Origin of the sequence: Lentzea kristufekii, assembly GCF_033949925.1 — a bacterium.
In the GTDB taxonomy this organism is placed as follows: domain Bacteria; phylum Actinomycetota; class Actinomycetes; order Mycobacteriales; family Pseudonocardiaceae; genus Lentzea; species Lentzea kristufekii.
This window is the reverse complement of record NZ_JAXAVV010000008.1, coordinates 18,933-45,910: the sequence shown is the minus strand read 5'-3', so window position 1 is coordinate 45,910 and position 26,978 is coordinate 18,933. Positions and strand designations below refer to the sequence as shown.

29 protein-coding genes are annotated in these 26,978 nt (G+C 68.6%); 16 read left to right on the top strand and 13 right to left on the bottom strand.

All coding sequences use genetic code 11. The annotated features are described in order from the left end of the window. Positions 1 to 87 precede the first annotated feature (87 nt). Positions 88 to 2,523: an ATP-binding protein gene (locus SK571_RS17530; RefSeq protein WP_319985156.1), complete on the top strand. Its 2,436-nt coding sequence runs from the start codon at positions 88 to 90 to the stop codon at positions 2,521 to 2,523. On the opposite strand, the gene SK571_RS17525 is transcribed toward SK571_RS17530, so the two are convergent. Beyond that, on the bottom strand, positions 2,487 to 2,750 hold the full coding sequence (locus SK571_RS17525) for a MoaD/ThiS family protein (protein WP_319985155.1): 264 nt from the start codon (positions 2,748 to 2,750) through the stop codon (positions 2,487 to 2,489). The two genes, SK571_RS17530 and SK571_RS17525, sit on opposite strands and share 37 nt — an antisense overlap. Beyond that, positions 2,747 to 3,805 (bottom strand): GTP 3',8-cyclase MoaA, encoded by a 1,059-nt coding sequence (gene moaA, locus SK571_RS17520; RefSeq protein ID WP_406601995.1) that lies wholly within the window; start codon positions 3,803 to 3,805, stop codon positions 2,747 to 2,749. Before moaA ends, SK571_RS17525 begins: the two co-directional genes overlap by 4 nt. 115 nt (positions 3,806 to 3,920) lie before the next feature. Here moaA and SK571_RS17515 point away from each other — a divergent pair, with 115 nt between their 5' ends. The 5 genes from SK571_RS17515 to SK571_RS17495 all read left to right on the top strand — a co-directional run bounded on the left by SK571_RS17515 (position 3,921) and on the right by SK571_RS17495 (position 8,087). Next, a complete protein-coding gene (locus SK571_RS17515) occupies positions 3,921 to 4,367 on the top strand; it encodes a MarR family winged helix-turn-helix transcriptional regulator (protein ID WP_319985154.1) in 447 nt (148 codons plus the stop codon). Between the two features lie 4 nt (positions 4,368 to 4,371). Beyond that, a complete protein-coding gene (locus SK571_RS17510; protein WP_319985153.1) occupies positions 4,372 to 5,163 on the top strand; it encodes an HAD-IIA family hydrolase in 792 nt (263 codons plus the stop codon). A 53-nt stretch (positions 5,164 to 5,216) separates the two neighbouring features. Then, positions 5,217 to 6,002, top strand: a complete 786-nt coding sequence (locus SK571_RS17505; protein ID WP_319985436.1) for a metallophosphoesterase — start codon at positions 5,217 to 5,219, stop codon at positions 6,000 to 6,002. A gap of 14 nt (positions 6,003 to 6,016) precedes the next feature. After that, positions 6,017 to 7,615: an AMP-binding protein gene (locus SK571_RS17500; protein ID WP_319985152.1), complete on the top strand. Its 1,599-nt coding sequence runs from the start codon at positions 6,017 to 6,019 to the stop codon at positions 7,613 to 7,615. A 79-nt stretch (positions 7,616 to 7,694) separates the two neighbouring features. Further along, a complete protein-coding gene (locus tag SK571_RS17495; protein ID WP_319985151.1) occupies positions 7,695 to 8,087 on the top strand; it encodes a VOC family protein in 393 nt (130 codons plus the stop codon). Between the two features lie 57 nt (positions 8,088 to 8,144). Here the strand turns inward: SK571_RS17495 and SK571_RS17490 are convergent, their stop codons facing one another. After that, on the bottom strand, positions 8,145 to 8,519 hold the full coding sequence (locus SK571_RS17490) for a YccF domain-containing protein (RefSeq protein ID WP_319985150.1): 375 nt from the start codon (positions 8,517 to 8,519) through the stop codon (positions 8,145 to 8,147). 21 nt (positions 8,520 to 8,540) lie between these two features. Between SK571_RS17490 and SK571_RS17485 the strand changes: the two genes are divergently transcribed. After that, on the top strand, positions 8,541 to 9,491 hold the full coding sequence (locus SK571_RS17485; protein WP_319985149.1) for a Gfo/Idh/MocA family protein: 951 nt from the start codon (positions 8,541 to 8,543) through the stop codon (positions 9,489 to 9,491). On the opposite strand, the gene SK571_RS17480 is transcribed toward SK571_RS17485, so the two are convergent. Both SK571_RS17480 and SK571_RS17475 read right to left on the bottom strand, forming a co-directional pair. Then, positions 9,473 to 10,675, bottom strand: coding sequence for an Nramp family divalent metal transporter (locus SK571_RS17480; RefSeq protein ID WP_319985148.1), 1,203 nt, complete (start codon positions 10,673 to 10,675; stop codon positions 9,473 to 9,475). The genes SK571_RS17485 and SK571_RS17480 overlap by 19 nt on opposite strands. 55 nt (positions 10,676 to 10,730) lie before the next feature. Next, positions 10,731 to 11,273, bottom strand: a complete 543-nt coding sequence (locus SK571_RS17475) for a TetR/AcrR family transcriptional regulator (protein WP_319985147.1) — start codon at positions 11,271 to 11,273, stop codon at positions 10,731 to 10,733. A 52-nt stretch (positions 11,274 to 11,325) separates the two neighbouring features. On the opposite strand from SK571_RS17475, the gene SK571_RS17470 reads away from it, so the two are divergent. Continuing rightward, positions 11,326 to 11,943 (top strand): HAD family hydrolase, encoded by a 618-nt coding sequence (locus SK571_RS17470; protein WP_319985146.1) that lies wholly within the window; start codon positions 11,326 to 11,328, stop codon positions 11,941 to 11,943. Here the strand turns inward: SK571_RS17470 and SK571_RS17465 are convergent. Beyond that, complete coding sequence (locus tag SK571_RS17465; RefSeq protein WP_319985145.1) at positions 11,915 to 12,118, bottom strand: hypothetical protein; 204 nt, start codon at positions 12,116 to 12,118, stop codon at positions 11,915 to 11,917. The two genes, SK571_RS17470 and SK571_RS17465, sit on opposite strands and share 29 nt — an antisense overlap. A gap of 124 nt (positions 12,119 to 12,242) precedes the next feature. On the opposite strand from SK571_RS17465, the gene SK571_RS17460 reads away from it, so the two are divergent. Together SK571_RS17460 and SK571_RS17455 are read left to right on the top strand one after the other, a co-directional pair. After that, the gene (locus SK571_RS17460; RefSeq protein ID WP_266042053.1) at positions 12,243 to 12,632 is read left to right on the top strand and encodes a cold-shock protein; all 390 of its coding nucleotides are present in this window, start codon (positions 12,243 to 12,245) and stop codon (positions 12,630 to 12,632) included. Between the two features lie 13 nt (positions 12,633 to 12,645). Next, entirely contained in the window at positions 12,646 to 13,230 is a 585-nt protein-coding gene (locus SK571_RS17455; RefSeq protein WP_319985144.1) for an HD domain-containing protein, read from the top strand. On the opposite strand, the gene SK571_RS17450 is transcribed toward SK571_RS17455, so the two are convergent. From SK571_RS17450 to SK571_RS17440, 3 genes are read right to left on the bottom strand one after another with little or no spacing between them, the layout of a single operon-like run. Continuing rightward, positions 13,231 to 13,665 carry a DUF2771 family protein gene (locus tag SK571_RS17450; protein WP_319985143.1) on the bottom strand — a complete coding sequence of 145 codons (435 nt, stop codon included), beginning with the start codon at positions 13,663 to 13,665 and terminating at the stop codon, positions 13,231 to 13,233. It lies immediately after the preceding gene. Positions 13,666 to 13,696: 31 nt separating this feature from the next. Further along, positions 13,697 to 15,199: an MFS transporter gene (locus SK571_RS17445; RefSeq protein WP_319985142.1), complete on the bottom strand. Its 1,503-nt coding sequence runs from the start codon at positions 15,197 to 15,199 to the stop codon at positions 13,697 to 13,699. A 4-nt stretch (positions 15,200 to 15,203) separates the two neighbouring features. Continuing rightward, entirely contained in the window at positions 15,204 to 15,956 is a 753-nt protein-coding gene (locus SK571_RS17440) for a glutaminyl-peptide cyclotransferase (RefSeq protein ID WP_406601994.1), read from the bottom strand. 58 nt (positions 15,957 to 16,014) lie between these two features. Between SK571_RS17440 and SK571_RS17435 the strand changes: the two genes are divergently transcribed. Together SK571_RS17435 and SK571_RS17430 are read left to right on the top strand one after the other, a co-directional pair. Then, positions 16,015 to 16,752, top strand: a complete 738-nt coding sequence (locus tag SK571_RS17435; protein WP_319985141.1) for a DUF3027 domain-containing protein — start codon at positions 16,015 to 16,017, stop codon at positions 16,750 to 16,752. Then, positions 16,749 to 19,523 (top strand): sacsin N-terminal ATP-binding-like domain-containing protein, encoded by a 2,775-nt coding sequence (locus tag SK571_RS17430; protein ID WP_319985140.1) that lies wholly within the window; start codon positions 16,749 to 16,751, stop codon positions 19,521 to 19,523. The genes SK571_RS17435 and SK571_RS17430 overlap by 4 nt, the downstream gene beginning before the upstream one ends. A 191-nt stretch (positions 19,524 to 19,714) precedes the next feature. Here the strand turns inward: SK571_RS17430 and SK571_RS17425 are convergent, their stop codons facing one another. From SK571_RS17425 to SK571_RS17415, 3 genes are read right to left on the bottom strand one after another with little or no spacing between them, the layout of a single operon-like run. Continuing rightward, positions 19,715 to 20,995 (bottom strand): MFS transporter, encoded by a 1,281-nt coding sequence (locus SK571_RS17425; RefSeq protein WP_319985139.1) that lies wholly within the window; start codon positions 20,993 to 20,995, stop codon positions 19,715 to 19,717. Between the two features lie 58 nt (positions 20,996 to 21,053). After that, positions 21,054 to 21,479: a MarR family winged helix-turn-helix transcriptional regulator gene (locus SK571_RS17420; RefSeq protein ID WP_406601993.1), complete on the bottom strand. Its 426-nt coding sequence runs from the start codon at positions 21,477 to 21,479 to the stop codon at positions 21,054 to 21,056. A gap of 40 nt (positions 21,480 to 21,519) precedes the next feature. After that, positions 21,520 to 22,953 (bottom strand): NCS2 family permease, encoded by a 1,434-nt coding sequence (locus SK571_RS17415; RefSeq protein ID WP_319985138.1) that lies wholly within the window; start codon positions 22,951 to 22,953, stop codon positions 21,520 to 21,522. 16 nt (positions 22,954 to 22,969) lie between these two features. Between SK571_RS17415 and SK571_RS17410 the strand changes: the two genes are divergently transcribed. Next, positions 22,970 to 23,233 (top strand): DUF2530 domain-containing protein, encoded by a 264-nt coding sequence (locus SK571_RS17410; protein ID WP_319985137.1) that lies wholly within the window; start codon positions 22,970 to 22,972, stop codon positions 23,231 to 23,233. 6 nt (positions 23,234 to 23,239) lie between these two features. After that, positions 23,240 to 24,004, top strand: a complete 765-nt coding sequence (locus SK571_RS17405) for an ABC transporter permease (protein WP_319985136.1) — start codon at positions 23,240 to 23,242, stop codon at positions 24,002 to 24,004. 131 nt (positions 24,005 to 24,135) lie between these two features. Here the strand turns inward: SK571_RS17405 and SK571_RS17400 are convergent, their stop codons facing one another. Beyond that, on the bottom strand, positions 24,136 to 24,756 hold the full coding sequence (locus tag SK571_RS17400) for a superoxide dismutase (RefSeq protein WP_319985135.1): 621 nt from the start codon (positions 24,754 to 24,756) through the stop codon (positions 24,136 to 24,138). A 90-nt stretch (positions 24,757 to 24,846) separates the two neighbouring features. Here SK571_RS17400 and SK571_RS17395 point away from each other — a divergent pair, with 90 nt between their 5' ends. Together SK571_RS17395 and SK571_RS17390 are read left to right on the top strand one after the other, a co-directional pair. Further along, a complete protein-coding gene (locus SK571_RS17395) occupies positions 24,847 to 26,490 on the top strand; it encodes an ABC-F family ATP-binding cassette domain-containing protein (protein WP_319985134.1) in 1,644 nt (547 codons plus the stop codon). 5 nt (positions 26,491 to 26,495) lie between these two features. Further along, positions 26,496 to 26,906 (top strand): hypothetical protein, encoded by a 411-nt coding sequence (locus tag SK571_RS17390; RefSeq protein ID WP_030467775.1) that lies wholly within the window; start codon positions 26,496 to 26,498, stop codon positions 26,904 to 26,906. Positions 26,907 to 26,978: the final 72 nt, after the last annotated feature.

Sequence of the window (26,978 nt, the reverse complement as noted above, 5' to 3'; positions counted from 1 at the left end):
TGTCCACGGTCGAGTGGTGGCCAGAAACGGCCCTGCGGCCGCAGCGCCCGATCGACTGGTGGAGATCTGCTCGCCAAGATCAGAGGCATGAGGATCGAGGCGCTCCGCCAGGCCCTGGCCGCCACGCCGGGTCAGCCCGTGTCGTTCGACGAGCTGATCGACGCCGTGTGGCCCGCGGACCGGCCGGCGAACCCCCGGCAGGCACTGCGCAACCTCGTGCAGCGGCTGCGCGCCACCGAACAGGTCGTCACCGAGCCCTCCGGGTACCGGCTGGTCGTGCGCAGGCCGGGACCGCGTCAGCTGCCCGCAGACCTGCCGGACTTCGTCGGGCGTGACGACCAGATCGCACGGGCGCTGGACAGCCGGGCCCCGGTCCTCGCCATCACCGGGCCGCCGGGAATCGGCAAGACCTCGCTCGCGGTCCACGTCGCGCACCGGCTGAGCGAGCGCTTCCCGGACGGCCAGCTCCACGTGAACCTCCGCGCCTTCTCGGAGGGTGATCCGGTGACCGCGGAGCAGGCGCTGTCGTGGTTCCTGCGCGCGCTCGGCGCCGAGCACGTCCCGGCGGACCTCGAGGCGCAGATCGCGCTGTACCGGCAGCTGACCGCGGACCGCGCGGTGCTCGTGGTGATCGACAACGCCGCTCGCGAGCTGATCGGCCCGCTGCTGCCGGCGGGACGGAGGTGCCGGGCGATCGTGACCAGCCGGACCGATCTGCCCGAGCACGAGCAACTCCTGGTCGGCGTCCTCGCGGACGAAGAGGCGCAGGCGCTGCTCGACAACATGAGCGTCGCCGGCGGGCCCGGCGATCGCGCGGAGCTGATCGGGCTGTGTGCCCACCTCCCGCTCGCGTTGCGCATCGCCGCGGCGCACCTGGCGGACCGGGACATCGGCGACTACCTCGCCGACCTGCGTGGCGAGGGCAGGCTGGAAGCGTTGGAGATCGAGGGCGACGCGGCCGTCCGAGCCACCTTCGAACTGTCCTACCTGGCGCAACCGGAATGGTCCCAACGGCTGTTCCGGCTGCTGGGCCAGGTGCCGGGTCCCGACTTCTCGGTCGAGGGCGCCACGGCGTTGCTCGGCCAGGACGCCGCGGTTGCACTGGAGCAACTCGTCACCGCGAACCTCGTGCAACGCTCCGCGGGGCGATACAGCCTGCACGACCTGCTCAGGGTGTACGCGCTCCGTCTCGGCGCGCCCGCGCCGGCCCGGTTGTACGAGTACTACCTGATGAACGCCGACGCGGCGGGCCGCATGCTGAACCCGGAGCTGCACCGGATGGCGATGCCGCAGATCCCGGCGGACCTGCCCGCGCACGACGTGAGCGACATGCCGCGTGCGCTCGCCTGGCTCGACGCCGAACGCGCCAACGTGGTCGCCGCCGTGCTCGCGGCGGGAGACCAGCCGATCGCCTGGCAACTGGCCGACTCGATGCGCGCGTACTTCCTGCACCACGCCGCGAACGCGGCCGACTGGCACGTTGCCGCCCAGGCGGGGCTGAGGGCGGCCAGGCGCCTCGGTGACACCACCGCCGAGGCGGGCATGCGCGGCTCGCTCGGTCTCGCGCACTGGCGGTCCGGGAGGTTCGTCGACGCGCTGCCCGAATACGAGCGCGCGGTCGCACTGGCCCGTGAAGGTGCCGACCTCGACTCCCTGGCGCCGTACGTCGGAAATCTGGGCATCATCCACTGGGAACTCGGCAACCTGGCAGAGGCAGCGGCCGCGATGCACGAGTCGCTGGGCATCACCCGCACCGCGAACACGCTGTTCAACCTGAGCTGCGTCCTCACCGACCTCGGCCCCCTGGAGCTCGCCGTCTCCCGCGGCGAGGAGGCGTTGCGGATGGCGGTCGAGGCGAAGCTGACCGCGGGCATCGCGTTCTGTCTGCACGGCCTCGCGATCGTCCACCTCTTCATCGGTGACCTGGAGGAGGTGGCGAGGTACCTGGACGAGGTGGAGCCCTTCACGACCCCCGAGTTCGGTCCGACGTTCGAATCCCGCGTACTGGACGCCCGTGCGTTCCTCCTGCTCGAACAGGACCGGCTGGAAGAAGCCGAGACCGTCGGACGGAAGGCGGTCGACGTCGCCGCCGGTACCGTGAAGGACCTGGCCGAAGCGGACGCGCGTTCGACCCTCGGCACGGTGCTGCGGCGGCTCGGGCGGACCGGCGAGGCACTCGTGGAGCACGAGCAGGCGCTGGCGGGGTGCCGGGACGCGGCGTTCGCGCGCGGTGAGGTCCAGGCGCTCACCGGGCTGGCGGCCGACCACCGCGTGCTGGGCGACCTGCCGGCGGCGTTGCTGTGCGCCACCGAGGCGAACAAGATCGCGGAGCGCGGGCAGCTGCGGGTGAGGCGGGTGCAGGTCGAGGCTGAGCTCGCGGAGATCCACCTGGCGGTGGGAGACACCGTGGAAGCGGAACGACACAGGCTTCGGGCAGTGGAACTGGCGCGCGAGAGCGGTCGCCTGGCGTGGGTGGAGAGGCTGGGTCAGCCGCCCGCGAACGGCGGCAGCACGTCCAGCTGAGACCCCGCGGGCACGCGCACCGACGTGTCGCGCACCGCGACGCCGTCCAGCAGGAAGCTCGACGCGGCGAGGACCTTGCCGAGCTTCGAGCCGTGCCGTTCGCCGATGGTGCTGACCACGAGCGCCACGGTGGGCTCGGAGGTGTCGAGCTGCAGGTCCTCGTCGGCCACCCCGGCCGCGGCCCGCGCACCTGCGAAGTAGCGGATCTTCACGGCCGTCACTGTCATCCTCCGATGGCGCTCATGGGGCGGTCGGGCTGCGAGAAGCCCGCGTCGTTGATGCCGTGACCGGCCGCCTTGGCCCACATCGTGGCACGCCAGGCGTCCGCGATCGCGGCGTCGGGGGAGCCGTCGCGCAGCAGCGTGCGCAGGTCGGTCTCGCCCTGGCTGAACAGGCAGTTGCGGATCTGGCCGTCCGAGGTGAGCCGGGTGCGGTCGCAGGCGGCGCAGAACGGCCTGGTCACCGACGCGATCACGCCGACGACCGCGGGGCCGCCGTCGACCAGCCAGCGTTCGGCCGGCGCACCGCCGCGCGGGACCTCCGACGGGGTCAGGTCGAACGCGGTCGAGAGCTTCGTGAGGATCTCATCGGCCGTGACCATGTTCGTGCGCGTCCAGCCGTGCTGCGCATCGAGCGGCATCTGCTCGATGAACCGCAGCTGGTAGCCGTTCTCGACGCAGAACCGCAGCAGCGGGACGGCCTCGTCCTCGTTCAGGCCGCGCATCAGCACGGAGTTGACCTTCACCGGCTCCAGCCCGGCCTCGCGGGCGGCGTCGAGGCCGTCCAGCACGTCCGTGATGCGGTCGCGCCTGGTCAGCGTCGCGAACCGGTCCGGGTCGAGGGTGTCGAGCGAGACGTTGATCCGGTTCAGGCCGGCGTCCTTCAGCGACTGGGCGCGCCGCGAGAGGCCGATGCCGTTCGAGGTCATCGACATGCGTGGACGCGGTTCGAGCTCGGCCGTCGCGGCGATGACCTGCTCCAGGCCCCGGCGCAGCAACGGCTCGCCGCCGGTGAACCTGATGTCCGTGACGCCCAGGTCGACCACGGCGATGCGCATGAGCCGGATCAGTTCGGCGTCGGTGAGCAGCTCGTCCTTCTGCAGCCAGTCGAGGCCCTCGGCGGGCATGCAGTAGGTGCAGCGCAGGTTGCACCGGTCGGTCAGCGAGACCCGGAGGTCCTTCGCCACCCGCCCGAACCTGTCGACGAGCAGCGGTGTGTCCGGGCGTGCGGACGCGTCCGGTGTGCCGCGCACGACCGGTAGTCCCAACTCCACTGCTGTCACCTTATTTAGCTTAATGAACAACTCCTTGTAGGTGACTCCACAAACGAGGTTTCTCACGTTCCGCCCGTTTGGAGCACTCTGACAACGAATTGTCTTAGCGGCTAAGATGTTCAACATGGAACCTGAGGTGCTGGAGAGGTTCACCTGGTACATGCGGGAGCACAGCGCGCTCACCGTCATGTTCCACGCTCGCGTCGCCGAGCAGATGGGCCTGTCCGCGACCGACGAGAAGTGCCTCGATCTCGCCATGCGGGCGGAAGGACCGCTCACCGCGGGCCGGATCGCCGAGCTGTCCGGTCTCTCCACCGGTGCCGTCACGGGCGTGATCGACCGCCTCGAGCGTGCCGGATATGTCCGACGTGTCCGCGATCCTCACGACCGCCGCAAGGTCCTGGTCGAGGTCACGGTCGGTGACCTGGACAAGTTCGGCGAGCCGTTCGAGAAGGCCCGCGACAGCCTGGTCGAGGTCCTCGGCCACTTCGACGAGGACGAACTTCAGGTGATCGAGCGTTATCTCAAGCTCCAGACCGAGACGTTTCGCAAGCGCGTGATCGATACTTAGACCCATGTGGCACTACTTGATGGACATGGACGGCGTCCTCGTGCACGAGGAGCACCTGATCCCGGAAGCGGACGAGTTCGTCGCGGAGCTGCGGGCGTCGGAGACCCCGTTCCTCGTGCTCACGAACAACTCCATCTACACGCCACGGGACCTGCGCGCCCGCCTGCAGCGCACCGGCCTCGACATCCCGGAGAAGTCCATCTGGACCTCGGCGCTGGCCACGGCGAAGTTCCTCGACTCGCAGCGCCCGAACGGCTCGGCGTTCGTCATCGGCGAGGCCGGCCTCACCACGGCGCTGCACGAGATCGGCTACGTGCTGACCGACCGCGACCCGGACTACGTGGTGCTCGGCGAGACCCGCACGTACAGCTTCACCGCGATCACCAAAGCCATTCGCCTGGTCGAGGAGGGCGCGAAGTTCATCGCGACCAACCCCGACGCGACCGGCCCGTCGCGCGAGGGTTCACTGCCCGCGACCGGCGCCGTGGCGGCGCTGATCGAGCGCGCCACCGGCCGTGAGCCGTATTACGTCGGCAAGCCGAACCCGTTGATGATGCGCTCGGCCCTGCGCACCCTGGGCTCGCACTCCGAGCAGGCGCTGATGATCGGCGACCGCATGGACACCGACGTGCGGTCGGGCCTGGAAGCGGGCCTGTCGACCATCCTCGTGCTGTCCGGCGTCTTCACCGCCGAGTCCGCCGAGATGTTCCCGTACCGGCCGACGCGCGTGCTGAAGTCGATCGCGGAGCTCGTCGGTCACTCTGAGGACCCGTTCGGCGACTGGACTGACCACTGACGCGCGAGGGTTCATCACCTATCGTCGCGGAGGTGGACACGGATCGACGCCCGATGTACGTCGTGGGTGACGTGCACGGGCATCTCGCAGAACTGACCAGGGCCCTGCACGTCGCGGAGCTGTGCGACGAGGACGGTCACTGGACGGGTGGCGAGGCCGAGCTGTGGTTCCTCGGCGACTTCGTGGACCGCGGGCCCGACGGCGTGGGCGTGATCGACCTGGTCATGCGCCTCGGCGAGGAGGCGGCGGAGGCCGGTGGCGCGGTCAGCTCGTTGATCGGCAACCACGAGGTGCTGCTGCTCGGCATGTACCGGTTCGGCGACGAGCAGGTGCCCGACAGCATGGGGCCGCGGTCGTTCGCGCGCAGCTGGCTGCTCAACGGCGGGCTGCGCAGCGACCAGGACCGGCTGACCGACGAGCACGTCGAGTGGCTGACGAACAGGCCCGTCCTGAAGCTGCGCGACGACCACCTGCTGATGCACTCCGACACGGCGGCCTACCTCGAATGGGGGTCCTCGATCGAAGAGGTCAACGAGGCCGTCCGGCACGTGCTCAAGGGCGACGACCTCGTCGACTGGTGGGAGTGCTGGCGCAAGATGACGACCCGCTACGCGTTCCGGGGTCCGCAGGGTCCCGAAATCGCGGACGAGCTGCTCGCGACCCTCGGCGGCAGCACGATCGTGCACGGGCACAGCGTCATCGCCGACCAGCTCGGGGTGCCGCCGGACCAGATCGACGGACCCCTCGTCTACGCCGGCGACAAGGTCCTGGCGATCGACGCGGGCCTCTACAGCGGCGGTCCGTGCCTGGTCGTGCCCTTGCCATACGCCGGGGCCTGACTACCGTCTGAGGGATGACCTCCAGCTACTCCTCGGGCACGTCCGCCGCCCCGCTGCTGGGCGACACGATCCCCGCGAACCTCGCGGCGACGGTCGCGCGCTTCGGCGATCGTGAGGCACTTGTCGACAAGGCGACAGATCGACGGTGGACGTACGCGGAGCTCGCGCAGGAGATCTCCCGCGCCGCCGCCGGGCTGCACGCGCTGGGCGTCCGCAAGGGCGACCGGGTCGGGATCTGGGCGCCGAACTGCGCCGAGTGGGTGTTCGTGCAGTACGCGACGGCCCGGATCGGCGCGATTCTGGTCAACGTCAACCCGGCATACCGGGTGCACGAGCTGGAGTACGTGCTGAACCAGGCGGGCGTCCACACGCTGGTGTCCGCGCGGTCGTTCAAGACCTCGGACTACGCGGCCATGATCGAACAGGCGCGGCCGCGCTGTCCCGGGCTGCGCCACGTCGTGTACGTCGACGATCCACAGTGGACCGGCGAGGAGGTCCCGGACGTCGAGCTGGACCGCGACGACCCGATCAACATCCAGTACACGTCCGGCACCACGGGCTTCCCCAAGGGCGCCACGCTCTCGCACCACAACATCCTCAACAACGGTTACTTCGTCGGCGAGCTGATCAACTACACCGAGCACGACCGCATCTGCGTGGTGCCGCCGTTCTACCACTGCTTCGGCATGGTCATGGGCAACCTCGCCGCCACCAGCCACGGCGCCTGCGTCGTGATCCCGGCGCCCGCGTTCGACCCGGCGAAAACCCTTGCGGCCGTTCAGGAAGAGCGCTGCACCAGCCTCTACGGCGTGCCGACGATGTTCATCGCGATGCTCGACCTGGCCGACGGCTACGACCTGAGCAGCCTGCGCACCGGCATCATGGCGGGCTCGCCGTGCCCGGTCGAGGTGATGAAGCAGGTCGTCGAACGCATGGGCATGCGCGAGGTCTCCATCTGCTACGGCATGACCGAAACCTCCCCGGTGTCGACGCAGACGCGCGCCGACGACTCCCTCGACCGTCGCGTCGGGACGGTCGGCAGGGTCGGCCCGCACCTGGAGGTCAAGATCGTGGACCCGGACACGGGCCGCACGGTGCCGCGCGGTGTGCCGGGAGAGCTGTGCACGCGCGGCTACTCGGTGATGCTCGGCTACTGGAACGAGCCGGAGAAGACCGCCGAAGCCGTGGACCAGGCGGGCTGGATGCACACCGGCGACCTCGCGGTGATGGACGACGACGACTACGTGAACATCACCGGCCGCATCAAGGACATGGTCATCCGCGGCGGCGAGAACATCTACCCGCGTGAGATCGAGGAGTTCCTCTACACGCACCCCGACGTGCTCGACGCCCAGGTGATCGGTGTGCCGGACACCAGGTACGGCGAGGAGCTGATGGCCTGGGTGCGCCTGCGCGACGGGGTTTCGGGGCTGACCGCCGAGGCCGTCCGGGAGTTCTGCGCCGGCAAGCTCGCCCACTACAAGATCCCGCGCTACGTGCACGTGGTGGACGAGTTCCCGATGACGGTCACCGGCAAGATCCGCAAGGTGGAGATGCGGGCCAGGTCGGTGGAACTGCTCGGCCTCGACGACGGCACCGGCCACGCCCAGTGACCCCTGCGTGACCGAAAAAGCCCTTGTCAGAGCGGTGCGACGGGCGCAGCATCGATGGATTCCGTCGAAGGAGGCGCGCATGCTCACCGCCACCAGAACCACGACGATGCTGCCCGTCGAGGACGCCGAACGCGCCGGCCGCTTCTACGCGGACATGCTCGGCCTGAAGCCCGTCACCACGAACCCCGACGGCACGCGGATCTTCGCGCTCGGCCAGGGTGACGCGCTGGGACTGATGCCTGCGGAGAAGGGTGCGCAGACCGGGCACACGGTGCTGAGCTTCGAGGTGCCCGACCTCGAAGGCGAGATCCGCGAGCTCGAAGGCAGGGGCGTGCGCTTCGACGACTACGACCTGCCCGACTTCAAGACCACGAACCACATCGCGGTCATGGGCACCGAGCGCGCGGCGTGGTTCCACGACACCGAGGGCAACATCCTGTGCCTGCACGAGCTGTCGGACAGCGAAGTCTGACGGCCGTGCCACTGAGTGGTCTCCCGCGTCACGCCCCCGACGGGACGCGGGAGACCCTCACGGAACCTCGATGATCTCCTTGCCCAGCGGCACCAGCGAGACCTTGACCAGCTTGAAGTTCGCGACGCCGAGCGGGATGCCGATGATCGTCACGCACAGCGCGATGCCGGTGACGATGTGGCCGATCGCGAGCCAGAGACCGGCGACGATGATCCAGATGACGTTGCCCAGCAGCGATCCGGTGCCCGCGCCCGGCTTGTCCACGACCTCGCGCCCGAACGGCCAGAGCGCGTAGTTCGCGATCCGGAACGACGCGATGCCCCACGGGATCGTGATGATCAGGATGCAGCAGATGATGCCGGCGACCGCGTAGCCGACGGCCATCCAGAAACCGGCGAGCACCAGCCAGATCACGTTCAGGATGAGGCGCATGCCTCCATCTAAGCTCAACCCATGACGTGGGGTGTGATCGCTACAGGTGGAATCGCGCATGCCGTGACCGCCGACATGCTGAAGGCGGGCGCCAAGGTGCTCGCGGTGTCCTCGCGTGACATCACGAAGGCCCGGAAGTTCGCCGAGAAGTTCGGCATCGAGCGCGCGTACGGCGACTACCGCGACCTGCTCGCCGATCCCGACGTCGACATCGTCTACGTCGCCACGCCGCACGGCCAGCACCACGAGGTCGTGCTCGCCGCGCTTGACGCCGGCAAGCACGTGCTGTGCGAGAAGGCCTTCGCGCTCACGGTCGCGGACGCCGAGGAGATGATCGAACGGGCACGTTCCAGGAACCTCTTCCTGATGGAAGCCATGTGGACGCGGTTCAACCCGTTGGTCCAGAAGGTCGAGCAGGCCGTGCGGGACGGTGAGATCGGCGAGGTCCGGATGATCCGCGCCGACTTCGGCTTCCGGCACGCCTTCAGCGACGGCGATCGCCTGTGGGCCAAGGAGGCCGGTGGTGGCGCGATGCTCGACCTCGGTGTCTACCCGGTCGCGCTCGCCCATCAACTTCTGGGCGTGCCAACGCACATCCACGCGCACGGCAGCCTCGCACCGACCGAAGTGGACGCTGACGCCGGCATCTTCCTGGCCTACGACAACGGTGCCCACGCGTTGCTCAGCTGCTCGCTCGTCGCCAACACCGGAGCCCGCGCGGAGATCGTCGGCACCCTGGGTCGCATCGAGCTCGTCGACCCGATGTTCAACCCGACCGCCGTCGTGATCAACGGCGTCGAGCACGCGATCGAGGACGAGGGCTACCAGCACCAGATCCGCGCGGTCGAGGAGTGCGTCGCCGCGGCACTCACGGAAAGCCCGCGGATCACCTGGCAGAACACCGTGGAGGTCATGCGCACGCTCGAAGAGGCGCTGCGCCAGCTCGGTGTCAGCTACGCCAGCGTCAAGTAGATCAGCACCACGTTCAGCACGACGACCGCGAAGGCCACCACCCACGCGGCGAACGTGACGGAGCGCCGGTTCGTGAACGAGCCCATCACGGACCGGCGCGCGGTCAGCCAGACCAGCGGCACCAGCGCGAACGGGATGCCGAACGACAGCACGACCTGCGACAGCACCAAAGCGAGCGTCGGGTCGACTCCGAGCGCCAGGATCGCCAAGGCGGGCACCAGCGTGATCAAACGCCTTGCCGGCAACGGAATCCGCACGCGCAGCAGTCCGTCCATCACCACCGCACCGGCGTAGCAGCCGACGGCCGTGGACGCGAAACCCGACGCCAGCAAGCCCAGTGCGAACAGCAGCGCGATCCCGCCGCCCAGGGTGCTGCCGACCGCGGCGTGCGCTCCTTCGAGCGTGTCCACGCCGGCCTTCCCCTGCAACGCGGAAGCGGCGAGCAGCAGCATGGCCATGTTGACCGCGCCGGCCAGCACCATCGCGAGCACGACGTCGACCTTCGTCGCGCCGAGCACCGACGGGTTCCTGCCGTGCCGATCGCGCGCCAGGGCCGAATGCAGGTACACGGCGTGCGGCATGACGGTCGCCCCGAGCATGCCCGCCGCGAGCAGCACGCTGTCCGCGCCGTCGAACCGCGGCACCAGACCCGACACGGCGCCGGAAACCGACGGCGGCGACACGAAGAGCCCGGCCATGAACCCGACCGCGATGACGACGAGCATCGTCGTGATCACACGCTCGAACGGCCGCTGCCCGCGCTTGTCCTGCACCAGCAGGAGAATCGTCGACACCACACCTGTGATCACGCCACCGAGCAGCAGCGGCAGGTCGAAGAGCAGGTGGAGCGCGATCGCCCCGCCGAGCACCTCGGCCAGGTCGGTCGCCATCGCGACGACCTCGGCCTGGCCCCAGTACGCGAGCCGCACCGGGCGGGGCAGGTGGTCCCGCACCGCCTCGGGCAACGACTTCCCGGTGACCAGGCCGAGCTTCGCCGACAGGTACTGCACGAGCCCCGCCATGACGTTCGCGACGACCAGCACCCACACCAGCAGGTACCCGTGCGTCGCGCCCGCCGCGGTGTTGGTGGCCACGTTGCCCGGATCGACGTACGCGATCGCGGCGACGAACGCCGGACCGAGCAACGCCGCGCCCGCGCGCAGGCGCGCCGAGACAGCGACCACCGGACACCTCCCATTGTTGCAGGATTATTGCAACAAGGGACCGGCGGTCAGGCGGTCATGCGTCCATCGTCACTCTGGCGACCCTGACGACGGCGTCCATCGCGCCGTCCAGGTCGCCGCTCGGCATCAGCAGGTGGCTCAGCGCGAGCCGCACGGTCGTCTCCGCCGTGAACCGCACGTGCCGGCCGGGGAAGTGCCTGCTGAGGTGCTGTTCGACGACCTCGGTCGCGTGGAACAGGATGGGATGGCCGCGGATCGTGATGAACGGCAGCAGGTCCTCGGCGTTCTGCCCGGTCAGCACGGCCGAGACCAGCCGGTCCTTCTCGGTCTGCTCGAAGGTGAAGCGGAACGCCGACCGCATCGCCTCCCACGGGTCGGGGTCCTCCTGGAGCCGGGACGCGATCCCGGTCAGGTACTCCTCCGTCTTGTGGACCGCAACGGCCTGGACGAGCCCCTCCTTGTTGCCGAACTCGTTGTAGACGGTCTGTCTGCTCACGCCGGCGCGGCCGGCGACCTCGATCATGCGCAGGCCGTGGAAGCCTCGGGCCGCCAACAGGTCGGCGGCCGAGTCCAGCAAGAGCTCGGTGATGTCGCTCACCACTTCACCTTTACACAGTTATGGTTTTTGTAAAGACGTAGAGTGAGGTTCTGTGCCGTTCACCGTGGGTTTCGACCTGGACATGACCCTCATCGACCCGCGACCGGGAATGGCCGCCGTGATGAACGAGGTGGGCGCCCGCACCGGGTACGCCCTCGACGGCGAGAAGTTCGCGTCGAACCTCGGCCCGCCCCTCGACATGATCTACCGCGAGATGGGCGTGCCCGAGGAAGAGGTCCCGGACATGGTCTCGCTCTTCCGCGAGCTGTACCCGGAGGTCGTGATCCCGTCGACCGTCGCGCTGCCCGGAGCGGCGATGGCCCTGCAGTGCGTGCGGGAACTGGGCGGCAGCACCATGGTCGTCACCGGCAAGTACCGCAAGAACGCCGCGCTGCACCTCGAGGCGATGGGCTGGGAGGTCGACCACCTCTACGGCGAGCTGTGGGCGACGGGCAAGTCCGAGTCGCTCAAGCTGCACGGCGCCGCCGTCTACGTGGGTGACCACATCGGCGACATGCGCGGAGCCGCGGCAGCCGGGGCACTCGGCGTCGGCGTCGTCACGGGGCCGTGCTCGCGTGCGGAGCTCGCGGAGGCGGGCGCCGCGGTCGTGCTGGAGGACCTGCGCGAGTTCCCGGAGTGGCTCAGGACTTCTTCTGGCGTGCTTTCCTGATCACCGCGATGATCCCGAGGCCCAGCCCGATCGCCGGCAGGTAGGTGGCCGCGACGTTCAGCGCCACGGGCAGGTCGCTGTGGCCGGCGAGGAACAGCGCGAAGACCACGATGATCGCCAGTACGCCCACGGCGAACAGGCCGATGGCCAGCGGCATCAACTTCGGAGCGGTCATAAGAGCAGGATAGTGCGCTAACGGAGGTGCCTTCCCCGAGGTCTTCTGGCTACTCTGGTGGGACGCGTCCTGGGTACGCCCCTGGGCGCGTTCGTTGTGCAGATGCAAGGGAATGGTGAGCGCGGTGCCGACCGGCAAGGTCAAGTGGTACGACACGGAGAAGGGCTTCGGATTCGTCACCCAGGACGGTGGCGAGGACGTCTACGTCCGCAAGTCCGCCCTGCCCCCTGGTGTCGAAGGCCTCAAAGCCGGGCAGCGCATCGAGTTCGGCATGGCCGAGGGCCGGCGCGGCCCGCAGGCGCTGTCCGTGCGCCTGGTCGACCCCGCGCCGTCCGTCGCGGAGGCCCGCCGCCGTCCCGCGGAGGAGATGCACGGCCTGATCGACGACATGATCAAGCTGCTCGAGAACAAGGTGCAGCCTGACCTGCGTCGCGGCCGCTACCCGTCCGACAAGAAGAACATGAAGCTCATCGCCGAGGTCGTCCGGGCGGTGGCGCGGGACCTCGATCCGTAAAAGGATCAGCGTCATGTCTGACGCTGACAGGATCGTCGAGTTCGTCTACGAGGTCGGCCAGCTCAAACGCCTGCCCAGAGCGGGGTGGCTCTTCGCCGGGGTGCAGAACCCCGAGTCGGTGGCCGCCCACTCGTTCCGGGTGGGCGTTCTGGCGTACGCGATCGCCGTCCAGGAGGGCGCGAACCCCGACAGGGCGGCGACTCTGGGCCTCTTCCACGACGTGCCCGAGGCACGCATCGGCGACATCCCGTACGTCGGCAAGCTCTACCTCGACGTGAAGATGCCGCCGGAAGCCGTGGCGCGGGACCAGGTCCAGCACCTGCCCGCGCCGCTGGCCGCCCACATCGAGGCACTCGTCGCCGAGCACGAGTCCGCCAAGGGCTTCGACCACACGCCGGAGGCGCGCTGCTCGCGTGACGCGGACAAACTGGAACTGTTGTTGCAGGCCAGGGAGTACCAGGCCGCCGGCGTCTCCAAGATGGAGCGCTTCATCCAGACCATGCAGGCGTCGGTGGTCACCGGCACCGGCAAGGCCCTGATGGAGTCCGCCCTGCGGATCGCGCCCAGCGAGTGGTGGGAAGCGTTCGGCAGGCGGTGATCAGCGGGTGACGTCGACGACCCACGAACCGCGCATGAGCGGCTGGCCGGTCTCCAGCACCGCGCCGGCCGCCTCGTGCACCTCGATGCGCAGCAGCTGGTCGGAGTCGTCCGGCACGGCCAGCGTGTACGTGTAGTCGTCGCCCTTGCCGAGCAACGGCGAGGTGCATCCCTCCTGCACGCGAGCGGCGTTCTCGTACACGCACACGACCTCCCAGAGGCCGCTCGCGAGCTGGCCGTCCACGGAGATCTGCACGACCTTGCCCGCCGGCACCTTCAACGTGCCGGGCGCGTTCTTCTCGGCGCAGTTGGCACCTTCGACGTCGCAGTAGATCGTCGGCTCGATGCGGATGGTCTTGCCGTTCGCGTAGAACGTGACCTCGGGGTCGTGCTGCTGCAACGAGCACCCGGACAGCACGAGAACACTGGCAGCCATTACAGAAGCAAGTCGACGCACGTCAGGCAGCCTACGGGGTCACCGGCGAGGGCCTGCGGACCAGCCTGTGCAACGACGTGCCGTTGCGGTACATCCAGGTCTGCGCAAGGCCCAGCGCGAGCAGCACGGCGAGCACCAGGAAGCCGATCCAGAACTTCGCGGGCAGCAGCACGCCGAGCGCGCCACCGAAGACCCAGGCGAGCTGCAGGATCGTCTCCGAGCGGCCGAACGCGGACGCGCGCGACTCCTCCGGCAGGTCGTCCTGGATCACCGCGTCGAGGCTGATCTTGGCCAGCGACGACGCCGTGGCGCCCAGCAGGCCGACGATCGCGGCGGTGACCAGGCCCGGCAGCGCGGCGGCGACGATGGTGGCGGCCAGTGCGGTGGCGACGCAGGCGATGACCACCTCGTCCGGCTTGCCGAAGTGCTGGCGCGCGCCGATCGCGTTGCCGAGGAAGCTGCCGACGCCTGCCGCACCGGCGATCACGCCGAGCAGGAGCAGCTGCTGGACCGCGTCGCCCTCGGTCTGCTCGCGGACCACGAACGCCGCGAACAGCGTCAGGAACCCCGTCAGCATGCGGATGGAACCGTTGCCCCACAACGAGACCGCGACGTGCCGGGAGATGGGTTGCCTGGCGGGCTTGGCCGTCAGCGTCGCCGGGACCTCGCCCTCGGTCACCTCGACCCACGACGGGATCTTCATGCACCGCCACGCGTTGACGAGGCACAGCGCGGCGGTGAACCACAGCGCTCCCGGTGAGCCGAACAGGTTCGCGAAACCTGCGGCGAGCGCGCCGAACACCCCGCCCGCCGCGAGTCCGAAGATCGTCATGCGGGCGTTGGTCTTGGACAGCGTGATCTCCGGCGGCAGCACGCGCGGGGTGATCGCGGACTTGAGCACGGTGAACGACTTGGACAGGACCATGCTGCCCAGCGCCGCCGGGTACAGCAGCCAGTTGTCGAAGTTCAGCGCCATCACGACGGCCAGCCCGACGCGCAGCACGCAGGACGCCGCCAGGGCGAGCCTGCGGCCGCGCTGGATCCTGTCGAGCAACGGGCCGATCACCGGCGCGATCAACGCGAACGGCGCGACCGTGATCAGCAGGTAGAGCGCGACCTTGGTCTTGGACTCCGCGGTAGCCGCGCTGAAGAACAACGTGTTCGCCAGCGCGACGGCCATCGCGGCGTCGGCGGCGTAGTTCATCATCACCGCGTAGGTGACCGACGTCATGCCGGACTTCCCGGCACCGTCCGCGCGGGCCGCGCGCCGGAACGTCGCGACCGCCTGCTGTGAGAGCTGCTTGCTGCGGAACCACGCGACGCGCGTGACCGTGAGCTTGCGCGGCGGCTTGGGCGTCGGCGTCGTCCGCTGGTCCTGGTTGGGCAGCGGACGGGTGTTCTGGGGACGCCGCGGTGGGGCCTGGAAACCGTGCTCGGACGGTGTTCCGCGACGCTGCCGCGGCTGGTACTCGTCGTCCTGCCACGGGTAGCGCTTCGGAGTCGGTCCGTCACTCCGTCCGCGGTCGCCGGTCACACCGTCAATCCTGCCCCATCCCGTTGAACCTCACTCGGAAGATGGTCGGCCAGTTCTTGCCTGTGACCAGGAACTCGTTGGTCCCGGGGACGTGCGCGATGCCGTTGAGGACGTCCACGTCGCCGGCGGGCTTGAGCGACGAGAGGTCGTAGGTGTCGGTGACCTGCCCGGTGGCCGGGTCGATGCGGACGATCTCGTCTGTCTTCCACACGTTCGACCAGACCTTGCCGCCGACGCACTCCAGCTCGTTCAGCTGGGTCAGCGGCGTGCCGCCGCGGGTGACCTGCACGCTGCCGGTCTCCTGGAACGACCTGGGGTCGCGGAAGGTCAGCTTGGCGGTGCCGTCGCTCATCACGAGCCGCCCGCCGTCGTCGCAGATGCCCCAGCCCTCGCCCTGGTACTCGACGCGGCGGAGCTCGTTCAGCGTCTTCCGGTCGCGTTCGATCGCGATGCCGTTCTGCCACGTGATCTGCCAGATGGTGTCGCCGACGACCGTGATGCCCTCGCCGAAGAAGTCCGGCGGCAGGTCGACCTTCTTCTGGACGTCGCCGCTCGACGGATCGAGCGCACGCATCGTCGACTGGCCCTCCAGGCCGGTGCCCTCGTAGAGGACGCCGTCGACGAGTTCCAACCCCTGGGTGAACGCCGTTGCGTCGTGCGGAATCTTCTGCAGGACTTCTACCTGCGGTTTTGCTTCTTGTGGCGTCGAACAGGCGGCCAAGACCGCGACGACGACCAGCCAGACGGGTGAGCGCACCCAACGGAGGGTGGCACGAGTTTTCGTCCCGGCGAAGTCCTGCGGCACAATTCATGACGTGACCGCGACTGAGATGCTCCTCGACGCCGTTGATCTCGCCCGCGCCGCCGCAGAAGAAGAGGCGGGTGCGGAGAGCGTCGGCGCTCATGTCGGGGTGCACGGAGAGGACGAGTACTCCGTCACGCACCTCTTCGAAGCCGAGCACGCCGGCTACCGCGGCTGGAGCTGGGCGGTGACCGTCGCCTACGCCGGCGAGGGTTCCCCCGTCTCGATCAGCGAGGTCGTGCTGCTGCCGGGCCAGGACGCCCTGGTCGCCCCCGAGTGGGTGCCGTGGAGCGAACGCGTCCGCGCCGGCGACCTGGGAGTCGGCGACCTCATGCCGCCCCGGGAGAACGACCCGCGCCTGGTCGAGGCCTACGTTCAGTCCGACGACCCCGCGATCGAGGAGGTGGCGCTGGAGATCGGCCTCGGCCGCACCCGCGTCCTGTCCCGCGAGGGCCGCCTGGAGACTGCCGACCGCTGGGCGTCCTCGGACTTCGGCCCGCGTTCCGACATGGCCCGCAGCGCCCCCGCGCACTGCGGCACCTGCGGCTTCTACACCCGCGTGGCCGGTGCGTTCGGCGCGGCGTTCGGCGTCTGCGCGAACGAGATCGCGCCCGCGGACGGCCACGTCGTGCACGTCGAGTACGGCTGCGGCGCGCACTCCCAGGTCGAGGTCGACATCAGCCCGATGGTGCCGGTGGCCGACCTCGTCTACGACGACGCCCAGCTGGACGTTCTGGAAGATTCGGAGTGACCGATCCGTTCGGCACCGAGGCCCTGCGCACCTCGGTCCTCGCCGCATGGCGTGGTTCGCCCACCCGTTTCCGTGAAGACGCGAACGCCGAAGAAGACCTCCGCCTCGGTGGCTACCGGGACCGGCTGCTCGTCGAACTGGCCCAGAACGCGGCCGACGCGGCCGGTTCCACGCCGGGTGTGTTGCGGATCACTCTGGTCGACGGTGAGCTGCGTGCCGCCAACACCGGTGCCCCGCTGACTTCTGCCGGTGTCGCCGCTCTGGCTTCTCTGCGGGCTTCCTCGAAGGAGTCCGGCGTCGGCCAGTTCGGTGTCGGCTTCGCGGCCGTGCTGACCGTGTCGGACGCCCCGCGCGTGATCTCCACGTCGGGTGGCGTGGAGTTCTCCCTGGCGCGGACTCAGGCCGAGGTGCCGGAGCTCGCGTCCGAGCGTGGCGGCGACGTGCCGGTGTTGCGCCTGGTCTGGCCGGTCGTCGAGGAGGTGCCTGACGGGTTCACGACCGAGGTCCGGCTGCCGTTGAAGGTCGACCTGTCGCTGGACGACCTCGCTGCCGAGGTCCCGGACCTGCTGCTCGCCCTGCCGGGGCTGCAGCGGATCGAGATCGGTTCCCAGTCGTGGGAACGCTCGGTCTCCGACGACGGCGTGGTCACCGTCGGCCCGGCGCGCTGGCTGGTCGAGCGCACTGTCGGCGAGCTGCCTTCCGAGCTCGTCCAGGGCGTCGAGCACCGTCCTCAGTGGACCGTGTCGTGGGCGTACCCGCTGGATGCCGCGCTGGGTGAGGACGTGCTGCACGCGCCGACCCCGACCGACGAGCGGTTGTCCTTGCCCGCTCGGTTGATCGCGACTCTGCCGGTCGAGCCGTCGCGTCGCCGGATCCTGCCGGGTCCCGCCGCGTGGTCGGTGCTGGACGCCGCCGCTGCCGCCTACCCGGCTCTCGTCGCTCGCGTTCCCGCCATCGAGCGGACCGCGCTCGTGCCGCTGCCGGGCTTCCCGCTGTCCGAAGTGGACGATCGGCTGCGGGCCGGCGTGCTGCGCTCGTTGCGTGCGTCCGCCTGGCTGCCGCTGGCTTCCGGCGAGTGGATCGAACCTTCGCGCGCTCGCGTTCTGGACGTCGGCTCCGAGGAGCTCGTCGACCTGGTAGAGGACGCGCTGCCCGGGTTGCTGGACGCCGAGCTGTCCGCTCCGGTGCACGCGGCTGCCCTGGCGGCGCTGGAAGTTCCGCGGGTGACCACCTCCGAGGTGGTCGCGGCTCTGGCCGGTGTCTCCGGTGATCCTGGCTGGTGGCGTGACGTTTATGCCGCCTTCTCGCCGCTGGCTGAGGTGGATCCGGACGTTCGTGAGGCTTTGGCGGCTCTGCCGGTGCCGTTGGCCGATGGGCGTGTGGTCACTGGGCCGCGTACGACGCTGATCGCCGATGAGCCGTTGCCCGGCTTGAGGGTTGTACACCCGGACGCTGTGCACCCGTTGCTGGTGCGGCTGGGAGCCGTTGAGGCCGGCGCTGCCGAGTTGCTTGCCGATCCGTCGTTGCGTGAGAACGTGGCTCGGTCGTTGGAGGACGCCGAGGCCGGGCTGGACGGGCTGGACCTGGTCGAGACCGTGCTGCGGCTGGTGGATCTCGCCGGGGTGCGGGCGGGCGAGGAGCCCTGGCTGGGTGCGCTGGCTCTGCCGGACGCCGACGGCGAGTGGCATCGGGCCGACGAGTTGCTTCTGCCTGATTCGCCGTTGGTGGGCGTGGTCGAGGCTGATGCTTTTCCGTTGCTGTCCAAGGAGATCGTCGAGACTTACCCGCGTGCCGCGCTGGTCGCGGTCGGGGTTGTCGACGGGTTCTCGCTGGTGGTCGACGACGAGCCGTCCGGGCCGGATCACGACCTCGCCGACGAGTCCGGTTGGTGGTCGTCCGCGCTCGATGAGCCCCGTCGGGTGGTCGGGGTTCGGGATCTGGATCTTGTTGCCGACTGGCCTGCGGCGTTGCGGTTGCTGGCTGCTGATCCGGTGACTTGGCGTGCGGTTACCGAGCCTGATGGGTACACGGGCTGGTGGATTGCTCGCTACGCGTCGCTGGGTGGTGCGGCGCCTCGCTCGTACCGGCTGGCCGGTGCCTCGTTGCTGGACGGGCTTTTCGACGTTGTGCCGGATCTTGGGTTGCCTGAGCATGTGCTGCGGGCGGCTGGGGTTCGGGCCTCGTTGGAGATCTTGGACGATGAGGATGCCGAGTTCGTGCTGGAGCGGCTCGGGGATGCTTCGCGTGTGATCGCCGACGCCGTGGTGCTGCGGGCGTATGCGGGGTTGCCTGAGGGGGATTTCTCGCCGCCTGAGCGGGTTCGGGTGCTGTCCGGGGCGGTCGTTGCCGCTGAGGACGTTGTGGTTCTGGATCATCCCTGGTTGCTGGGGGTTGTTCCGGCTTCTCGGGTGTTGCTCGCTGACGGGTCTGAGGAGCTCGCCGATCTGTTGGATCTGGCGTTGGCTTCGGAGGAGTTCGAGGGGTCTCCGGACCACGTCGGTGAGGTTGTCGAGTGGCGTGATCTCGGGGCTGTGCGGATGGCCTGTGAGTTGCTTGAGGTTGCGCTGCCCGATGGTGTGGTTGTTGTGCATGACGAGCTTTTGGTTGATGGGGCTCGGGTTGAGTGGTGGATGGTTGATGGGGTTGCCCATGCCGCTGACACGCCTGAAGGGCTTGGGCGGGCGTTGGCTTGGGTTTCTGGGCGGTGGGGGGATCGGCACACGTTCGTTGCGCTGATCACTGATCCTTCTGCGGCTACTTTGCTTGGCTGATCTCGCGGCTGTTGTGGGTGGTCGGCTTTGCCTGCCGCGCCTGTTGTGGGTGCTCGTCTTGCGGGCGGCTGGCTTGGGTTGCGTGCTTCCCCTGGGGGGCGCTGCCCCCAGACCCCCGGCAATCTGATCAGGGGGTCCACGCCGTGCGTGGGTAGATGGCACGCCTGTTGCGTTGGGCGGCCGGCGGTTGCTTAGAGGGTTGCGCCCTTGCCTTCTGGTAAGGACGGCTCGCCTTCGGCTTCGCGGTTAGTTGTGTGGGTTTTTCTTCTCAGTCTTGGTTTGGCTATGTCTCCTCGTTTTACGAGGATGATCCACGCTGTGATCGTCACCAGGGTTGATACTGCTCCGCCGATGATGATCGGGGCTCTGCCGTTGATCTCGCCCAGCCACCCCATCAGCGGGCCGCCCACCGGGTTCCCGCCCAGGAAGACCAGCATGTAGATGCCCATCACGCGGCCGCGCATCTCTGGTTCCACCGCTAGCTGGATGGTGGCGTTTGCCGTCGTGTTGAACGTCATCATCGCTACGCCCACCGGGATCATCATCAAGCCCGTCAGGAGCATCGTGGGCATCATGCCCGAGATGATCTCCAGGATGCCGAAGATGACTCCTGAGCCGATGAACACGGTCATCTTTGGCGTTTTTCGTTTGGCTGCCAGGGCTGCGCCCGCGAGCGTGCCTACGGCTATGAGGGTGGAGAGCAGGCCGTAGGCGTCTGCGTCGCCTCCGAAGACGTTGCGGGCCATGATCGCCAGCGTCATGTAGAAGTTCATGCCGAAGGTGGCGATGAAGAAGACGAGGAGCATGACCGTCATGAGGTCTGGGCGGCTCTTCACGTAGCGGAGGCCTGAGAGGAGCTGGCCCTTTTCTCGTGGGAGAGGGTCGGAGCGCAGCAGCTGGGTTGTTCGCATGAGCCAGATGCCGCCCACTACGCCGACGAAGCTGATCGCGTTCGCCAGGAAGACCCAGCCCGTGCCTATCGCGACGATCGTCACGCCTGCGATGGCCGGGCCGATGATGCGGGCCAGGTTGAACATCATCGAGTTGATCGCCACGGCGTTGGTCAGCTGGTCGCGGCCGACCATTTCGACCACGAACGACTGGCGTACTGGGGTTTCTACCGCCGAGAAGGCGCCTAGCAGCAGGCAGAGCAGGTAGACGTGCCAGAGTTCGACCACGCCGGTCACGTCGAGGATGCCCAGGGCCAGGGCGCAGATGCCCAGTGCTGATTCCAGCCAGAGCAGGAGTTTGCGCTTGTCCATGCGGTCGGCCAGGACGCCGCCCCACATGGAGAGCAGCAGGACCGGGAGGAACTGGAGCGAGGCGGCTATGCCGAGGGCCATGGGGGAGCCGTTCGACAGTTCCAGGACCAGCCAGTCCTGGGCCACTCGCTGCATCCAGACGCCGACCAGCGAGATGATCTGGCCGGAGGCGTAGAGGCGATAGTTGTATATGCCTAACGAACCGAACATTCCGGTACGACGAGGTGGCGAACTGTCTGCTCCACCACCCGCGTAACCCGACACGTTCTTACCGACCCGCCATCCTGTCGATGATTTCGGCGGCTTGTGCGAGCAGTTCCCGTTCCTCGGGGTCCAGCTCGGCCAGCCGCTTGTCCAGCCACGCTTCGCGGGCCGTGATCTCGTCCTGCAGGTACGACAAGCCTTCGCCCGTGAGCTCGACGATGGCTTGACGGCCGTCGGTGGGGTGCGGGCTTCTGGTCGCGAAGCCGAACTCCTCCAGGGCGGCGATCACGCGCGTCATCGACGGCGGCTGCACGCCTTCCTTCGCCGCGAGTTCTCCAGGTGTCAGCGGTCCGCACTTGTGCAGTGTGGACAGGGCGGACACCTGGGTCAGCGACACCGACGAGTTGGTGCGCTGTGCTCGCAGGCGGCGGTTCAGGCGCACGACGGCAAGCCTCAGCCTGCTCGCCAGTCCGTGCTGATCGATCGCCACGTAGTTAGCATACCTCACGAAATAGTTTCCTGCCGAAAGGTCAGGTCAGCAGGGCCTGGATCGGTCCCAGCGAGAAGTAGACGACGAAAGCGCCCGCCACGATCCACATCAGCGGGTGAATTCCGCGCGCCTTGCCCGTCATGGCCTTGAGCAGCACGTAGCTGACGAAGCCCGCGCCGATGCCGTTCGCGATCGAGTAGGTGAACGGCATGACCACGATCGTGAGGAACGCGGGGAGCGCGATGGTGAAGTCGCTGAAGTCGATTTCGCGGATCTGCATCATCATCAGCGCGCCGACGATGACCAGTGCGGGAGCGGCCGCCTCGATCGGCACGACCTCGTAGAGCGGTGTGAAGAACATCGCCAGGAGGAACAGGACGCCGGTCACGACGTTCGCGAGGCCCGTCCTGGCACCCTCCGCGATGCCGGACGCCGACTCGATGTAGACGGTGTTCGACGAGCTGGACGCGGCACCGCCGGCGACGGCGCCGAGGCCGTCGACGAACAGGGCCTTGCTGACGTTGGGCAGCTGGCCGTCCTTGTCGATCAGGCCGCCTTCCTTGCCCAGGCCGGTCATCGTGCCGACGGTGTCGAAGAAGTCGGTCAGGACGAGGGTGAACACGATCAGCGCGGCGGCCAGTGCCGGGATCCTGGTCCAGGCGCCGAACGACACGTCGCCGAGCAGGCTGAGGTCCGGAACTCCGAAGACCTGGTCGGGCAGGGCGGGGTAGCCGAGGTTCCAGCCCTTGGCGTTCACGCCGGCGGACGGGCCCGCCTTGACGATCGCCTCGAGGACGATCGCGAAGATGGCCGTCGCGACGATGCCGATGAGGATCGCGCCCTTGATCCTGCGTGCGAACAGCACGCCCGTGAGGACCAGGCCCACGACGAAGACGAGGGTCGGCCAGCTCGCGATCGACCCGTTGATGCCGAGGCCGACCGGAACCGTGGTGCCGGCGGCGTCCGGGAGCCGGCGGACGAAGCCGGCGTCGACCAGGCCGATGAAGGTGATGAACAGGCCGATGCCGACCGCGATCGCGGCTTTGAGCTCGTTCGGCACGGCGTTGAACACCGCGGTCCGCACGCCCGTGACGACCAGCAGCAGGACGACGAGGCCGTTGACGAGGATGAGGCCCATCGCCTCGGGCCAGGTCACCTTCGCGGCGACGGAGACCGCCACGAAGGAGTTGATGCCCAGACCCGTGGCCAGCGCGAACGGGTAGTTGGCGATCAGTCCGAAGAGGATCGTCATCACACCGGCGACCAGCGCCGTCACCGCGGCCACCTGGCCGACCGGCAGGATGTTGCCGAGCACGTCGGGGTGCGCTCCGGGACCGGTCGGCGCGAAGCTGCCGATGATCAGCGGGTTCAGCACGACGATGTACGCCATCGTGAAGAAGGTCACGACACCGCCGCGCACCTCGCGCGCCACGGTCGACCCGCGCTCGGAAATCTTGAAGAACCCGTCCAGCATCTGCTCTCCTTACGATGTGTCCGAACGCGACTCCGCCCCACACCCGCCTTCGTTGCCGCACAGGCTGGCAGATCCCGTGCCGGTGGTGCTGGGTGGTACCGCGCTGTGGTTCCTCGGGTTTTTCGTGGTCCTGCTCGTTGATCGTTCGAACAGCACTCTCATCTGGACGACCCTGTCCGGAAGCTTGCTCGGGATCATCGGGTACGGAGTGTTCTACTGGCAACGCCGGGCCGCGAGGCGAGGGTCACGCGGGGCCCAGCAGGGCCTGGACGACGTGTAGCCGCGCGTGGTCCTGGTCGCCGACTGGGTTCGGCTGCTGATCGTCTGCGTCCTCTTCGCAGCCGCCGCCGGTGCCGTCGTGCGCTTCACCGGCCTCACCGCGGTGCGCCCGTTCTTCACGGCGTCCGCCCGTGCGGTGCTCCAGCTCGCGGCCGTGTCGGCCGTGATCACGTTCGTCCTGACCCACCTCGGGCTCACGTGGGCGTTCCTCGTCGTGATGGCCGCCGTGGCCACCGCCACCTCGGCCCGCCGCACCGAGACCGGGCGCAAGGGCGTCTGGGTGGCGCTCGCGATCCTGGTGGGCACCGTTCCGGCGCTCGGTCTGCTGCTCGCCATCGGCCTGCTCCCGGTCAGGGGCATCGCGCTGATCCCGGTGGGCGGCATTCTGATCGGCGGCGCGATGACCGCCACCACGCTGTCGGCGCGCAGGGCCCTCGACACGTTCAGGGATCGCCACGGCGAGTACGAGGCGGCCCGCGCGCTGGGCTTCGGTGAACGCGCCGCGGTCTGCCTGATCGTCCGGCAGCCGGCCGCGGAGGCGTTGATCCCGGCTCTCGACCAGACCAGAACGGTCGGGCTGGTCACCCTTCCGGGTGCTTTTGTCGGGATGCTGCTGGGCGGTGCGCCGGTCTGGCAGGCCGGCGCTCTCCAGATCGTGGTGCTCCTGGCCCTGCTGGCCGTCGAAGCCGCCGCCGTGGCGACCGTGGTCGAACTGGTCTCGCGGGGTCTGATCAGGAGGACTTCCCAAGACGGCCAAGTTAGGCTAACCTAAGTCTCGTCGCTTCGTGGTGGGAGCGGCAGTCAGTTCGGGAACGGACGAGGCCCCCCTCTGGGCAGAGGGGGGCCTCGTCGTGTCCGGCAGCAGGGGCTTGTCGGAGCATCCACTGCCGAAGCTTCAGGGAGTCAGAGCCGCAGGCCGTTCTGGCCGGCACGCGCCGCCTCGAAGCGGGCGCTGACGTCGTCCCAGTTGACGACGTTCCACAGCGCCGAGATGTAGTCGGCCTTCAGGTTGCGGTACTGCAGGTAGTACGCGTGCTCCCAGATGTCGAACGCGAGCAGCGGCGTCGTCGCGATCGACAGGTTCGAGTGGTGGTCCTTGAGCTGCAGCGTGACCAGCTTCTGACCGATCGGCTCCCACGCGAGGATGCCCCAGCCGGAGCCCTGGATCGATGACGCGGCGGCGTTGAGCTGGCCGCGGAACTTGTCGAACGAGCCGAAGTGCTCGTCGATCGCGGCCGCGAGCTCGCCGACCGGCTTGTCGCCGCCGTGGGGCGAGAGGTTCTTCCACCACACCTGGTGCAGCGCGTGGCCTGCCAGGTGGAACGCCAGCGTGGTCTCGAGGCCGACGATGGAGCCGAAGGACTCCTTGTCGCGGGCTTCCTCGATCTGCTCCAGCGTGTCGTTCGCGCCCTTCACGTAGGCCGCGTGGTGCTTGCCGTGGTGCAGCTCGTTGATCTCGCCGATGATCGCCGGCTCGAGGTCGCCGTAGTCGTAGTCGAGATCCGGCAGCACGTACTGGGCCATAACATCTCCCCAATTGCAATCCATTGGTACTTGCAACTTACTAGCAACAAGGTCGAGTAAACCAGTTGCGGGTGCCCGTACCTTCGAAGCGTGTCCGTGCTGACAGCCAGGAACATTTCGCTGTCGTTCGGTCCGAGGACCGTGATCTCGGAGGTTGATTTCGATGTTTCGCCTGGTGACCGCGTCGGCCTGATCGCGCCCAACGGCGTCGGCAAGTCCACGTTGCTCCGTCTGCTCTCCGGTGAGCTGGCCCCGGAATCCGGATCCGTCTCGCGCACCGGGACTGTCGCGCACCTGACGCAGGAGACCCTCCACATGGCTGGAGAGTCGTTGCGCGACCACCTCGCCCGCCGCACCGGCGTCGCGCAGGCCGAGCAGTGGTTGCAGCGGGAGGCCGAAGCACTCGCGGGCGGCGGCGGTGAGCGCTACTCCGACGCGTTCGACCACTGGACCGCCATCGGTGCCGGTGACTTCGGCGAACGCGCTGACGTCGTCTGCGAACGCCTCGGGCTGCGGGCCGACCTGCTCGACGGCCGGGAGCCGGACGAGTTGTCCGGCGGTCAGCAGGCACGGCTCAGGCTCGCGGCGGTCCTCCTCACGCGCGCCGACGTGTTGCTGCTCGACGAGCCGACGAACGACCTCGACGCTGCCGGGCTCGATCTGCTGGAGTCCCACGTTCGTGGCTACCAGGGCGCGATCGTGCTGGTGAGCCACGACCGGGAGTTCCTCGCACGCACCACGACCGCGATCGCCGAACTGGACGAGTTCTCGCACGAGCTCACCGTGTTCGGTGGCGGCTGGGACGCCTACGTCGAGGAGAAGGCGAACGCGGAACGCCGGGCGCACGAGGAGTACGAGGCGTACGAGTCCAAGCGCGACTCGCTGACGCAGCGCAGCCGGCAGGTGCGGGAGTGGTCGCGCAAGGGTGTGCGCCGGGCGACGGGTGCCAAGGCGCAGAACGACGAACCGGACCGCAACATCAGGGCCGCCCGCAAACGCGGCGCGGAGGGCCTGACCGCCAAAGCGTCCGTTGTGGACCGTCAGCTCGCGAGGATGGAGGAGGTCGAGGAACCGCGCGAGGCGTGGCAGCTCCGGCTGACCCTGCCGTCGGCGGGACGCGGTAGCTCGGTCGCGTTCACCTTGCGTCAGGCCGTGGTCAGTCGCGGCGACGTGACGCTCGGGCCGATCGACCTCACGATCGGCGCGGGCGAGCGGTGGCGGATCACCGGGCCCAACGGCTCCGGCAAGTCGACGTTGCTCGGCGCGCTGCTCGGCCGCGTCCCGCTCACGCGGGGAGACCGCTCGATCGGCCCCGGTGTCGTCGTCGGCGAGGTCGACCAGCTGCGGGCCGAGTTCGCGAGCGAGGAGACCGCGCTGCGGATCGTGGCCGACGCGACCGGGCTGCCGGACGTCGAGGTGCGCACGCTGCTCGCGAAGTTCCGGCTCGGTGCCGACGCCGTGCTGCGGCCGGCACGGGAGCTCTCACCGGGTGAACGCACCCGCGCCGGGCTGGCCCTGCTGCAGGCGCGCGGCACGACCTGTTTGGTCCTGGACGAACCTACGAACCACCTCGACCTGCCGGCCATCGAACAGCTGGAACAGGCGCTCGAAAGCTACGAGGGAACGTTGTTGCTGGTCACGCACGATCGGCGGCTCGCAGCGGCCGTGCGGGTGGATCACGAGATCAACGTCCGCGACCTTCTCACGTTTCCTCGTGTGAAGGGTGGAAGATAGGACACATGACCACCGAGGAGGACTGGCCGGTCGAACAGACCTGGTCGATGCGCAACACCCACTGGCACGCCTATGTGGAGCACACGTCACTCGACCACGCCTCTCCTCGGCAGGTTCGGCTGGAACGCACCCCAGAGGAAGTGCTGACGTCGCCGGCCGAGGTCGCCGCGTGGCTGGAGGTCAACCTCCGCAGCGCGACGAGGCCCGAGGAGACCGGCAAGAAACGGGTGAAGGACGAACGCGACTTCACCGACTCCAACCGCGTGCACGCCTCGCTGGCGTCACGCGGCGAGTCGATCTACACCGGGGTGAAGGGCGAGCTGACGCTGGCGGTCGAGGCCGTCACCCCGGACGAGTGCCGCATCTCCCATGACGGTGCGGACGTCGCACCGCTGAAGGCGGGCCGCCGCCGCTAGCGCTCCCGGACATCAAGGCCTGAGGCTGGACGGCACCGCTACATTCGATCCCCTGGGGGAGTTTCTCGTTGG

What these genes read in the sequence shown, in the direction of transcription:
- SK571_RS17485 (WP_319985149.1), top strand. Translation starts at nt 8,541, where the DNA reads ATGACGTGGGGTGTGATCGCTACAGGTGGAATCGCGCATGCCGTGACC.
- SK571_RS17400 (WP_319985135.1), bottom strand. Translation starts at nt 24,756, where the DNA reads ATGGCCCAGTACGTGCTGCCGGATCTCGACTACGACTACGGCGACCTC.
- SK571_RS17390 (WP_030467775.1), top strand. Translation starts at nt 26,496, where the DNA reads ATGACCACCGAGGAGGACTGGCCGGTCGAACAGACCTGGTCGATGCGC.
- SK571_RS17530 (WP_319985156.1), top strand. Translation starts at nt 88, where the DNA reads ATGAGGATCGAGGCGCTCCGCCAGGCCCTGGCCGCCACGCCGGGTCAG.
- SK571_RS17465 (WP_319985145.1), bottom strand. Translation starts at nt 12,118, where the DNA reads ATGACCGCTCCGAAGTTGATGCCGCTGGCCATCGGCCTGTTCGCCGTG.
- SK571_RS17450 (WP_319985143.1), bottom strand. Translation starts at nt 13,665, where the DNA reads ATGGCTGCCAGTGTTCTCGTGCTGTCCGGGTGCTCGTTGCAGCAGCAC.
- SK571_RS17525 (WP_319985155.1), bottom strand. Translation starts at nt 2,750, where the DNA reads ATGACAGTGACGGCCGTGAAGATCCGCTACTTCGCAGGTGCGCGGGCC.
- SK571_RS17500 (WP_319985152.1), top strand. Translation starts at nt 6,017, where the DNA reads ATGACCTCCAGCTACTCCTCGGGCACGTCCGCCGCCCCGCTGCTGGGC.
- SK571_RS17455 (WP_319985144.1), top strand. Translation starts at nt 12,646, where the DNA reads ATGTCTGACGCTGACAGGATCGTCGAGTTCGTCTACGAGGTCGGCCAG.
- SK571_RS17505 (WP_319985436.1), top strand. Translation starts at nt 5,217, where the DNA reads ATGTACGTCGTGGGTGACGTGCACGGGCATCTCGCAGAACTGACCAGG.
- SK571_RS17515 (WP_319985154.1), top strand. Translation starts at nt 3,921, where the DNA reads ATGGAACCTGAGGTGCTGGAGAGGTTCACCTGGTACATGCGGGAGCAC.
- SK571_RS17490 (WP_319985150.1), bottom strand. Translation starts at nt 8,519, where the DNA reads ATGCGCCTCATCCTGAACGTGATCTGGCTGGTGCTCGCCGGTTTCTGG.
- SK571_RS17415 (WP_319985138.1), bottom strand. Translation starts at nt 22,953, where the DNA reads ATGCTGGACGGGTTCTTCAAGATTTCCGAGCGCGGGTCGACCGTGGCG.
- SK571_RS17510 (WP_319985153.1), top strand. Translation starts at nt 4,372, where the DNA reads ATGTGGCACTACTTGATGGACATGGACGGCGTCCTCGTGCACGAGGAG.
- SK571_RS17495 (WP_319985151.1), top strand. Translation starts at nt 7,695, where the DNA reads ATGCTCACCGCCACCAGAACCACGACGATGCTGCCCGTCGAGGACGCC.
- SK571_RS17425 (WP_319985139.1), bottom strand. Translation starts at nt 20,995, where the DNA reads ATGTTCGGTTCGTTAGGCATATACAACTATCGCCTCTACGCCTCCGGC.